This window comes from Psychrobacillus sp. (assembly GCF_032154225.1).
Lineage (GTDB): Bacteria > Bacillota > Bacilli > Bacillales_A > Planococcaceae > Psychrobacillus.
In genome coordinates this window covers 55,335-67,660 of record NZ_JALDYF010000006.1, presented here as the reverse complement: position 1 = coordinate 67,660, position 12,326 = coordinate 55,335, and the positions used below count along the sequence as shown (strand labels likewise).

The following is a 12,326-nucleotide window of genomic DNA, read 5'->3' as shown; positions in this document are numbered from 1 at the left end:
TCAGTTATCAAATGTGTTTGTTTTACTTTAAGGAGATACGAACTAAAAAATCCGCTTGTTAGCATGAAAGTGCTAACAAGCGGATTTTTAAATGTTCCACATAGAACTATATTAAGAGGTGATTTAAAATCACCCTCAACTTATTTCACACCACGCATTAATTGTTCGATTTTTGGAGCGAAAAAGTACAGCAGAAGACCAATAATTAAAGCAATAGCCCCAATCACACCAAAATAAATGATTTCACTTTCAGGTTTATACAATTTTACAACCTGTGCATTAATCGCTTGTGCAGATGCATTTGTTAAAAACCATAAACTCATCGTTTGAGCTGCAAATGCACTTGGAGCTAATTTTGTAGTTGCAGATAAACCAACCGGTGATAATAACAGTTCTCCAATAACAACTAAAAAGAAACTTAATACTAACCAATATGGACTTACCAAAGTATCTGTTCCATTTAAATACGCTGGAATAATCATGACTAGAAATGACATACCCGCAAAAAACAAACCATATGCAAACTTTTTCGGAGTAGAAGGCTGTCTTTCACCAAGTCGGACCCATAACCATGCAAAAACTGGAGCTAATCCAATGATAAACAGCGGATTTAGCGACTGGAACCATGCAGGAGAAATCTTCCACGAACCAATCATCAATTGTGTTCGTTGATCTGCATACTGAGCTAGAATTATCGAGCCTTGTTCTTGAATTGCCCAAAACATCATAGCAGCAATGAATAAAGGAATATAAGCAAGAACACGCGATTTTTCATCGGCATTTGTTCTTGGACTACGGTACATAATAATAAAGTAAATCGTTGGAATTACGATACCTAAAATAGATACAATCATCGTAAAGACATCAATCGTCATAATACCCATTCGGATTAAGATAAACCCTATTATCAAGACAACTACAGTCCCAATTGCAATCCGTGAAAATACTTTTTTCCGTTCTTCTTTAGACATTGGATTCGGAACATACGAACCAGCTAGTCCAAGATATTTCTTTTTCGTGAATAAAAAGAAAATTAACCCTAGCAACATACCAACAGCCGCTAATGCAAATCCGAGGTGAAAATTATAATCTAATCCAATCGTACCAACTATCAAAGGTGCAATAAATGCCCCCATATTAATACCCATATAAAAAATACTAAAACCAGAATCAGTTCGAACATCGTTTTCTGCGTATAAATCACCAACAATATTTGAAATGTTTGGTTTCAATAAACCTGTACCTACAATAATTAATGCCATCGATACAAATAATGTCGTCAACCCACCTGGTAAAGCTAGAACAATATGACCGAACATAATTGCTACTCCACCATAGAATACCGTTTTGGTCGATCCGAACAAACGGTCGGCAATCCATCCACCGATAATTCCTGACATGTACACAAGAGAACCATATACTGCCATAATAGAATTGGCTGTTGATTGCTCTAAACCAAGACCACCTTGTTTCAACTCGTAGTACATATAGTAGAGCAAAATTGCTCGCATTCCGTAGTAGGAGAATCGCTCCCAAAATTCAGTAAAAAATAAACTCATTAAACCTTTTGGATGTCCAAAGAATCCTTTTTGAGGAACCGACTGGACGATTTCTTGTTTTGTCGCCATTCATTTCCCTTCTTTCTGTTTACTAAAAGTAACTTTTATATTTTAGTATTCCCTCTTTCAATTGTCAAAAACCCTTCGGAAAATGAAATATTTTTACACATCAAATAAACCCCTTAACTTGATTATTAATCAAGTTAAGGGGTTGTGATTTTTTTATTTGTTTTCTAATATCTCCACAAACTTTGTTGCAGCTGGAGATAAAGGCACACTTTTTAAAGAACATACCCCAACACTCCTCTTTGGTATATCTTCCTTTAATTGCACTTCATTTAATAATCCCGTATTTAAATATTCTAAGGAAAATTCTTTTGTCACGCACGCAATACCTAAATTTATTTTAGCAAACTCCAACAGTAAACTATGTGAGCCTAATTCAAATTCCGGCGAAACCTTTATACCTTTCGATAGCATATAATTCTCCACATACTTTCTCGAATTTGAATTCGGTTCAAGTAATATTAGTGGCAGCTTTACTAATTCATCCAGACCTAACGGCTTTGATAATATTTTCTTGAATTTCTCTCCATAAACAAATACATCATGGATTTCAAAGCACGGTCTAAGCTCTAATGTAGAATCTTCAATCGGCAGATTACAAATAGCAATATCCACCCCACCGGATTTTAAAATGGTGCATAGCTCCACCGTCGTACCATTTACAATCTTAAACGTAATATTCGGGTATTTGTTTCGAAACTGTTCTAAGTAAGGTAGCAAGAAGTACCTAGAAATCGTATCTCCTACACCTATCTTTAATTCGCCTGCCGTTAAATTTTTGAACTCTAAAATCTTCTCTTCTCCAACATGCAGTAAATTAATAGCAGAATTCGCATATTCAAATAACAAAGTACCTTCATCTGTTAGAGATACTCCTCTTGGTGTCCTAATAAAAAGGCGAGTGTCTAATTCTTTTTCTAATTGCATAATTGCCTGACTAACAGCTGGTTGTGTCATATACAGCTCTTTTGCTGCTTTAGAAAAGCTCTCACTTTTCGCTACTTTACAAAATACTTTATATAAATCTAACTTGTTAACCACATAAGCACTCCTTATACCTATTATTCGATATATTAATTTTACTTATACCATTAAAGTGATGTATAGTACAAGTAGATATGTAATATAACTAAACTTTAATGCTTATAAGGAGCGATTATTTTGGAAAGAGTAGTTGGAACAGTTGTAAGAGGTCTTCGTTGCCCAATCATCAATCAAGGGGACAATATTGAAGAAATCGTTGTAGATAGTGTGCTAAGAGCTTCAGAAGTTGAAGGCTTTAACTTTCAAGACAAAGATATTGTTACATTAACAGAATCCATCGTTGCTCGTGCTCAAGGAAACTACGCAACAATTGATCATATTGCACAAGACATTCAATCGAAATTTGGAGATGAAACTGTTGGTGTTATCTTCCCAATTTTAAGCCGTAATCGTTTTGCAAACATTCTACGTGGAATTGCTAAAGGCGCTAAAAAAGTTGTATTAATGCTTAGCTATCCATCAGATGAAGTCGGAAATCACTTAGTAGACATTGATTTACTTGATGAAAAAGGTGTAAACCCTTGGACTGATGTATTAACAGAAAAACAATTCCGTGATCATTTCGGCTATATTAAACATACATTTACTGGCGTAGATTATATTGAGTATTATAAATCGTTAGTGGAAGATTTCGGCGTGGAATGTGAAGTTATCTTCTCTAATAACGCTAAAACTATTTTAGATTATACAAAGCATGTTCTTACTTGTGATATCCACACAAGATTTAGAACGAAAAGAATCTTAAAAGCAAACGGTGGAGAAAGTATTTACGGCCTAGATGATATTCTATCTGCATCTATTAACGGTAGTGGTTTCAACGAAGCATACGGTCTTCTTGGATCAAATAAATCAACTGAAGAAGGCATTAAACTTTTCCCACATAACTGCCAACCAGTCGTTGATAATATTCAACAGATGTTAAAAGAAAAAACAGGTAAAAACATTGAAGTTATGATCTATGGAGATGGTGCATTCAAAGACCCAGTAGGGAAGATTTGGGAACTTGCTGACCCAGTTGTATCTCCAGCTTACACTGCAGGTCTCGATGGCACACCTAATGAAGTGAAACTAAAATATCTTGCTGATAATAACTTTGCTGATTTAAGAGGCGAAGAACTGAAACAAGCTATTTCTCAATTCATTAACGATAAAGATGATAACCTTGTAGGTGCTATGGAAGCACAAGGTACAACACCTAGAAAACTAACAGATCTTATCGGTTCTCTTTCCGATTTAACTTCTGGAAGTGGCGACAAAGGTACACCTATCGTCTTCATCCAAGGATACTTTGATAACTTTACAAAATAATAATAGATAAAAAATAAGCAATACTGGCTTTTGGCTAGTATTGCTTATTTTGATTTTAATCATTCATATATCAGAAATTATTACTTCTAGTTCCCCCTATTTAACTAGATGAAAACTTCTTAAACGCCAATACGGCATTATGTCCCCCAAAACCAAAGCCGTTCGAAATAGCATAGTTTATTTTTGTCTTTACTGCTTGATTAGGAACATAATCTAAATCACACGCTTCATCAGGCGTTTCATAATTAATCGTAGGAGGAGCTGTGTCTTCCATGATACTTTTGAGGGTTATAATAGCCTCAATACCACCTGCCGCTCCGAAAAGATGTCCTGTCATGGATTTAGTAGAACTTACTTTTACATTATAAGCATGTGCACCAAAAACACTCTTAATAGCTTTTGTTTCCGATTTATCCCCCTCTGGGGTACTAGTACCATGGGCATTTATATAATTTACTTCAGAAGGACTAACGTTCCCCATCTCTAAAGCTAATCTCATAGCATATGCTGCTCCATTATAGTCAGGGGAAGTAATATGATAGGCATCAGTTGTTGATCCATAACCTATAATTTCTCCTAATATTGATGCACCTCTTTCTTTCGCATGTTCGTATTCCTCTAAGAATACAACACCTGCTCCTTCCGACATGACAAAACCATCACGCCCACTGTCAAATGGACGACTTGCCTTTTCTGGAAACTCATTAAGTGTTGACATAGCTTTCATTCTTGAAAATCCAGCAAAAGCTAATGGATTAATAGAAGCTTCTGCTCCTCCAGCTAATATACCATCGGAATAGCCATGCAGTATATTTAAATAAGCTTCCCCAATCGCCTGATTCCCTGTTGCACAAGCAGAAACAGGCGAATAACTTGGACCTCTAAAACCCGTTTTTATGGAAACAATTCCAGCGGCCATATTACTAATCATCATTGGAACCATGAAAGGAGAAACTTTTCTCGGTCCATTTTCAATAAAGGATTTATGATTATCTAAAGTAGTATTAATTCCACCAATACCCGACCCTATATAAACGCCGAATCGTTCTTTGTTAATATTTTCTAAATTAAGGTTTGCTTGATCTAACGCTTGTTTAGTAGCAGCATAAGCATATTGTACAAACAAATCATATCTCCCAATTTCTTTTTTATCGAGATAATGTTCTGCATCAAAGTCGGTAATATATCCAGCAATTTGTGTATTAATATCTTGAAAGTTATCAGATTGAATTCTTTTGATACCTGATTTCCCTTCCTTAATATTATTCCACAACTCCTGCACGCTATTTCCTAAAGGTGAAACCACTCCATATCCAGTCACTACTACCCTACGAACCATCATCAACACTCCCCTTTGTTTTTTTCCATTATTTCAATAAATCTTTAAATTGCTCAAGTACCTTTGAAAAGAATGTATCTCCTAAAACACGTCGATATTGTAGTCCACCCTTTGTGCTTGAAATCAGAAGAACAGCTAATGATTCAAGATCTTCAACAGTTTGAATTCTCCCCTCTTGTTTTGCTCCAGCTAGGAGTCTCACGAGAAGGTTTATTTCCAGTTGACTTATTTGTTGAACTTTCTGTTGCATGGATGTTGGTAGATAATTATAATCTGCCTGTAATGCAGATAAGGGACATACTCCATTATTCCCTATCTGTTGAACTCTAATTAAGATAAATTCCAATGGCTTATCTGCTATTTTTATTTCCGCTTGATCTACTTCTAAAAAGTTTTTTTCAAGACCCGCTTGAATCTTTTCGCAAACTGCAACTCCTAAATCTCCTTTCTTTTCAAAGTGATAGTGTATACTTGCTTTCGTTACGCCCAGTTCTTTTGCTAAATCATCATAGCTAAAAGATAAGTATCCCTTTTCTTGGATGTTTTTTATAGTTAATTGGATGATTTGAGATTTTCTATTTGTCATATTTTTATACTAACTTACTAGTAGGTAAGTGTCAATTTGTTCAAAAGAAAGTATCAAAGATATAGCCATTTCCTCTGATACTTTCTTTCAAAAGTCTATGTTTAAAGTTCTCAATAGATAGAGATCTTTCATCATACTTACTCTATCATCAATATTTCCTTAATATCCTGCTCCGTTAAAGTAGAAAGTGCCTCTTGGCCAGGTTGAATGATTTCTCCAATGAGATTCTTCTTTTTTTCTTGAAGCTCATTCATTTTTTCTTCAATAGTACCTTTCGCAACTAATTTTATAACATGCACATCTTTTTGTTGTCCCATTCGATATGCACGATCAGCAGCCTGTTGCTCGACAGCTGGGTTCCACCAAAGATCATACAGAATTACCGTATCTGCCCCAGTTAGGTTTAATCCTGTACCTCCAGCCTTTAAGGATATGAGAAATAAATCTCCCTCTCCTTCATTAAATCTCCTGCATAGCTTCACTCGTTCTACTGGTGGAGTTTGACCATCCAAATAAAAATAAGGTACGCCATAATAACCTAGTTTTCTACCTATAATATCAAGCATTTTTGTAAATTGAGAAAAAATCAACACTCGCCTTCCAGCTATTCGACTTTCCTCTAAAATTTCCATTAGCTGATCGAACTTAGCGGAACTACCGTTATACCCTTCTACAAACAATGCAGGATGACAGCATAATTGGCGAAGTCGAGTTAACCCAGCTAAGATTTTAATACGATTTTTTCGAAAGCTCCCTTTCGTTAAATGCTTCCACGTATCATGCTTAAGTTCCGCTAAATAAGCAGTATACAGCTTTCTCTGTTCTAAACTTAGCTCCGATAATTGGATAAACTCTTTTTTCTCAGGCAGCTCCTTTAACACATCTTTTTTTAATCTACGTAATATGAAAGGACGAACCCGTTTCGCTATATTTTCTCTAGATAGCTCACTAAATTCTTTTCTGCTTGGCAATAAATTAGGAAATACAACATGAAAAATTGACCAAAGCTCTTCTAAAGAGTTTTCTATTGGAGTTCCAGTAAGTGCGAAACGATAATGAGCTTGCACTTTTTTTACTGCTCTTGCTGTTTGCGTTGTTGGATTTTTAAAGGCTTGCGCCTCGTCCAAAAACATCGTATGAAAAGATTTATTCAAGTACATCGAAGAATCCATTCGCAAAGTTGGATACGACGTAATGATTACATCTACATCCGAACTATTTTGTAAAATAGAGTTCCTCTTTTCTTTATTTCCATCTACAATACATGCGCGTAATTCTGGAGCAAATCTTTCTAACTCATTTAGCCAATTATAAATAAGGGAAGAAGGAGAAACGATTAAAACTGGCAGTTTTAGCTCTCTTATTTCAGGAAGTACAGATACAATGTACGTAATGCTTTGTATCGTTTTCCCAAGTCCCATATCATCTGCAAGAATGCCACCGAATTTGTACTGAGCAAGCATCTTAAACCATTGAAAGCCAACTTTTTGATAATCTCGAAGGATAGGATTCAAGCTTTCTGGAATTGTAAAATCTAACTCATTTGGATTCGTTAACTGCTTCATCAACTTGCCAAAAGCCTCTCCACTTTCTAGAAGATTTCCTTCTTGCAGTGAACCAACTAATTGCAAACCACTTATTAATGGCAGACGAATCGCTTCTCCGTTCATGTTCTCCGCTGTAATGCCTAACTCCTCGATGAACTGATTTAGCATCTGAAATTCCTTCGTCTCCAACGATAATAACGATCCATTTCGCAGTCTATAAAATGTTCGTTTTTCCTCAAGTGACAATAGCAGTTTTTTTATTTCTGATTCAGGTATTTCTTTTATATCAAATCGAAACGCCAACCACTCGGTTTTCTCATCAAACTCCACTTTTATCCTCGGTGCTGAATATGCTTTATGAATTCTTAACTTAACCGCTGAAGTGGCATAAATTTCGATCCATTTTTCTAGTGTTGGAACCAAATGATATAAAAAATTGTACTCTGCCTCTTCATCATGTATATAAAATCCACCATCTGTTTTCGTAAACATGCTATCATCCATCAGCTGTAAAAATAGTTGCTCCTTCTCTTCCTCACGTCTCAAAGTAGGATTATACTTAAGCTCTTCCCCAGTTTCTTCAAAAGGATTAATGACCAAATTGCCATAGTGAAATTCCACTCCTGCTAGTAGTCGGTTTTTCACACGATCTAAAAAAAGCTTAGCTTTAAGAGGGGTTTTCACAAGCCTCTGAGAAACTGATTGTGCTATTTGGACATTACCTATTCTCATCAAACCAGGTATTACCGTTTCCATGAAATGATCCATCTGCTCGGCTTGTATATCTAAATAATGATTGCCCGATAACTCCAACATTTGTTTCAACTCAGCTAGTCGATTACAGTCTTCCTCTAGCAGTTCAATCATTTTCCCCTTTGAAAGAACACAGTTATAAGACGGTAACACAATAATCTCAGGTAAGCCTTTGACGACTAATCGATATCCATCTATCCGTGCCTCATCGAATTCAAATTCAAGGGGAATAGGCTCTTTAGCCACCCGAATACCACTGTAAACATGCTCATCATAGATCAACTCCACCGAAGGGACAGCCAAAAGAAACGGTAAAAAATGTGCCCAGTTCGAAGGGTAAATAAAAATCATATCTTCTTCCCTAAAACGATCACTAGGAGCAATACTCATTAATTCCTTCATTACTGCATCTACTTCACGCTGAAAACTATGAGTTTCTGGATTATAAATAAAACCATATGATTCCCCTTGATCAACTTTACTTAGAAATTCCCTTAAACGCTTTATCGTATATAATTCCTGCGTACCTGCTTTTATTTGAATGCCAAATAAATATCCATCCTCGACAAAATGAACAAGCTTACAAATAAACTTTATATGAAGTGTTTCTCTTGTTTCAAAATGTGCCTGGCTACCACTTGGACGCACGACCTTTTTTTCAAACAAATCCAGCATCTTATTTGCTAGCGGAGCATCCTGCTGCATATACTTCACATATAAAAGAACCGCCGCAATATGCTGACAATAAAGATTAAAGGACGGTAATGGCGGACAAGTACATGTCGCATCTATACCCCCTTTTTTATCGTTTTTTACAGTCACATGAAAACTACTTCCTCCCTTTACACGGGCTTCTATCATTGGACTGTTTTCTATGTAATTTTGTAGCTTCACCTTATCAGATTGATAATATACTTTCCCTTTTTTAAAAGCCGTTTCCCCGCACAACTTCTTTATCATTGGTTCACTTAACGAAAAATTCATTTTGCTACCCTCCCTCAGATAAGTACCTGAAGTTTAATATTTATGTATTCGTAAGCATATACTATTTCGCCTAATCTTCCCACTTAAACATGAAAGACGAGAGGACTATCCCTCTCGCCTTTTCATGTTTAAAGAAATAAGCCCATCAATAACGTATTATAATACACCCCGTCGATTAAGCTTTCTCTTTTTACAAGCCCTTCTTTTTCAAATCCGAGCTTTTCGTATAATTCAATCGCTTGCACATTATCTTCTCTCGTCACAAGACTAATTTTATTCGTCATTCCATTTGCACTCGCCCATTGGATCATTTTCTCCATCAATGCTCTCCCTAAACCTAACCCGATATATCGTTTGCTCACGACAATCCCTAGTATTCCTACATGCTTTGTTCTATCCTTTTGACTAGAAGTAATAGACCCTAACCCTATAATTTCATCTTTTAAAAATGCCAACAATATAATCGAGTTCTGCTCTTGCTTTGTCGATTCTATAAACGTACGATATTCCTCTACATCTCGCTTAAACCCATCTTTTCCAAATGAAAGAAAATCCGTTTCTCCACCTACAATATTATAAAAATCAATTATCTGTTGCGCATATTCCTTCGTTGCTTCTTTTACAGTTACTTCATTTTCGCCTTTTAACTGAAATTTCATGACATCTCAACTACTTTCTACTTTGAGTAACTAACCTTTTTCTCATTGTACTTATAGATTAATCAATAAAGTAGGATTTTTCAATTTTCCAATCTATTAAATTATTCATATATATAAGAAAACATGTACCTTTGTAAAAAAATACGGTATTATAGTAGATATTTGTAAAAGAAGGGAGGTATACTTTATGACACAAAAGAATTTTCTTGCAACTTTATTACTTTGCCTCTTTGTAGGCGGCTTCGGTGTACATAGGTTTTACGTTGGTAAAATTGGTACTGGGCTTTTAATGTTCTTCACATTCGGTGGATTAGGAATTTGGACGTTAATTGATTTCATTATGATCGCCATCGGGAAGTTTACAGACAAAGAAGGACATTTAATCAAAGCGTAATTATACAATTTTACTTCGCAATTCGCACTAATTATACCCGAAAGGACGTTTAAAGAAGACATCTTCTTTAAACGTCCTTTCATTATCTTCCTATACATATTCCATACATTTCTATATATTAAAATCAGGTGATCATATGAAAACAACTATTTACGTAAACGATGAAAAATTCATCGCTGGAATAACGCTTAAAGATGAAACGGAATTAGAAAACAATAATATGGCACTCCATGCTTGCGAAACACAAGAGCATATAATCGAAAATCGCAAAAAGTTAGCCGCATCCTTTCATTGCGAGCTAAGCGATTTTGTTTGTGCCAATCAAACACATAGCTCCAATTTCCACCGAGTAACATCAGATGATAAAGGCAAAGGTGCTGAACAAATAGGTACTGCCATTGCAAACACAGATGCCCTATATACGTACGAACCAAATCTTGTCTTATGCAGCTTCACTGCCGACTGCGTTCCAGTCATTTTTTACAATGAAATAAATGGCCTCATTGGCGTAGTTCATTCAGGCTGGCAAGGTACTGTCAAAGAGATTACTTGCAAACTGTTTGAACATTTAACACAAGTGGAACATTGTAACCCAAAACATATACATGTCCAAATTGGTGCAGCACTTAGCCAAGAAAAATTCGAAGTCGATGAAGATGTATATGTAAAATTTAAAAATCTAGGCTATGCCAATGACTTTATCTATTACAACGACCAAACTTGCAAATATCATATTGATAATCAACAAACTGTGAAAAAGCAATGTGAACTAGCAGGGATTCCAACTGAACAAATTAAAATTGATCAGACCTGCACATATTTAGATCCAAATGGCTTTTCCTATCGCCAAGACAAAAAAAGCGGAAGACATTTGAATTTTATTATGAGAAAAGAATAATTACAAAAAGCACATCTACTGTATAAAGTGATGTGCTTTCTAGTTATTTAATTTCATAAAAGCTGTCTCTTCCACTAAAGTCGATGTGTTAAATAAAAACAACACATCTGCAATTCCATTCATAGACATATACTCCGAAATGCTCCCGTTATAATACCGAATATCAATTACATGAATTTCCGATACATGGTTTATCAGGAAAGGGATTAAGCTATGTGCGTAGGAATCTTTCAGAACTAAAAGCTTTTCTTGTGAGATTTGCTGCGCTTCTAATTCTGTTGTAAGTGTCATTAAAGCATGGACACCACCTAAGAAATAAGCATACTTATCTTTCTTCGTAAGGTAGCTTGTATCGTACATACTTGTCAGTGTTTTATTTGTATCAGCAACATATACCTCTGTTGTTGGGTTATTATGAGGAATATAAGCTTCAATAGTATCTGGAGACAAACGATTAAACTGCCCCCTTGTATGATAGCTTCCAAGAAATGAATTGCTCACTGTTTGAATCGAAAAACCCTTCTGATCAAGCGGATGCCAGCCTTTCTCTTCTGCATACGCAACATAAGCCAAATAAGCCCCATATGTCGTCCAATGATGATCCGTCCGATAGTAAATTGACTCCGAAGCATGCGAACTTAAGAAATCAAAACCATTTATAAAAGTTAACTTGTTTTGCATATGATTGCCTACAAATTGATGGACTTTTTTTTGTGAGTACGACGGTGCAAACGCTGGCAAACGTTCCGGATACAAACCAACTGATGTAGGAGCAAGCATGAAAGTCATATTTACTTCTGGATGGTCACTAGAAAATTGATTCACCGACTCTATATATTGCATAACCTTCATATAATCAGGCTCTAAAAACTTTTCAAATAAATAACCGTCTTTCCCTTTATAAATCTCATTATTCTCTTGCTGCAATCGAGATTGTTCTGATGCTGATTTTATCCATAACCACTTGTCTCGAAAAGGAAAATGATCCGTGATGAAACTCTCAGCATCTTCCGCATATTTCTTAGACATTAAGTTATCCCAAGTTAAACGTGGAGCACTTTGTAAATATCGGTTTTCCAACTCCGAGAATCGTGGATGAGGCAAGACGAAAAATAACAGAGTGATTAAAAACAACATGCCAACAAACCCAAAAACTAATAATCGCTCTGCTTTTTGCTTCACCACTTCC

10 protein-coding genes are annotated in these 12,326 nt (G+C 35.7%); 3 read left to right on the top strand and 7 right to left on the bottom strand.

Going from position 1 to position 12,326, the window contains the following annotated elements; genetic code table 11:
- Positions 1-140: 140 nt before the first annotated feature.
- Complete coding sequence (locus RUH95_RS10135; RefSeq protein ID WP_313892750.1) at positions 141-1,628, bottom strand: peptide MFS transporter; 1,488 nt, start codon at positions 1,626-1,628, stop codon at positions 141-143.
- A gap of 153 nt (positions 1,629-1,781) precedes the next feature.
- Entirely contained in the window at positions 1,782-2,666 is an 885-nt protein-coding gene (locus RUH95_RS10130) for a LysR family transcriptional regulator (protein ID WP_313892749.1), read from the bottom strand.
- Between the two features lie 120 nt (positions 2,667-2,786).
- On the opposite strand from RUH95_RS10130, the gene RUH95_RS10125 reads away from it, so the two are divergent.
- Positions 2,787-3,977 (top strand): coenzyme F420-0:L-glutamate ligase, encoded by a 1,191-nt coding sequence (locus tag RUH95_RS10125; RefSeq protein WP_313892748.1) that lies wholly within the window; start codon positions 2,787-2,789, stop codon positions 3,975-3,977.
- Positions 3,978-4,077: 100 nt separating this feature from the next.
- Here the strand turns inward: RUH95_RS10125 and fabF are convergent, their stop codons facing one another.
- The 4 genes from fabF to RUH95_RS10105 all read right to left on the bottom strand — a co-directional run bounded on the left by fabF (position 4,078) and on the right by RUH95_RS10105 (position 9,845).
- The gene (fabF, locus tag RUH95_RS10120; protein WP_313892888.1) at positions 4,078-5,316 is read right to left on the bottom strand and encodes a beta-ketoacyl-ACP synthase II; all 1,239 of its coding nucleotides are present in this window, start codon (positions 5,314-5,316) and stop codon (positions 4,078-4,080) included.
- 28 nt (positions 5,317-5,344) lie between these two features.
- Complete coding sequence (locus RUH95_RS10115; RefSeq protein WP_313892747.1) at positions 5,345-5,902, bottom strand: TetR/AcrR family transcriptional regulator; 558 nt, start codon at positions 5,900-5,902, stop codon at positions 5,345-5,347.
- A gap of 137 nt (positions 5,903-6,039) precedes the next feature.
- Entirely contained in the window at positions 6,040-9,186 is a 3,147-nt protein-coding gene (locus RUH95_RS10110) for a DEAD/DEAH box helicase (RefSeq protein ID WP_313892746.1), read from the bottom strand.
- A 128-nt stretch (positions 9,187-9,314) separates the two neighbouring features.
- Positions 9,315-9,845 carry a GNAT family N-acetyltransferase gene (locus RUH95_RS10105; protein WP_313892745.1) on the bottom strand — a complete coding sequence of 177 codons (531 nt, stop codon included), beginning with the start codon at positions 9,843-9,845 and terminating at the stop codon, positions 9,315-9,317.
- Between the two features lie 187 nt (positions 9,846-10,032).
- Between RUH95_RS10105 and RUH95_RS10100 the strand changes: the two genes are divergently transcribed.
- Together RUH95_RS10100 and pgeF are read left to right on the top strand one after the other, a co-directional pair.
- Positions 10,033-10,239: a TM2 domain-containing protein gene (locus RUH95_RS10100; protein ID WP_313892744.1), complete on the top strand. Its 207-nt coding sequence runs from the start codon at positions 10,033-10,035 to the stop codon at positions 10,237-10,239.
- Positions 10,240-10,375: 136 nt separating this feature from the next.
- Positions 10,376-11,137 carry a peptidoglycan editing factor PgeF gene (pgeF, locus tag RUH95_RS10095; protein WP_313892743.1) on the top strand — a complete coding sequence of 254 codons (762 nt, stop codon included), beginning with the start codon at positions 10,376-10,378 and terminating at the stop codon, positions 11,135-11,137.
- A gap of 39 nt (positions 11,138-11,176) precedes the next feature.
- Here pgeF and RUH95_RS10090 read toward each other — a convergent pair whose 3' ends face one another.
- Entirely contained in the window at positions 11,177-12,322 is a 1,146-nt protein-coding gene (locus tag RUH95_RS10090) for a DHHW family protein (RefSeq protein WP_313892742.1), read from the bottom strand.
- Positions 12,323-12,326: the final 4 nt, after the last annotated feature.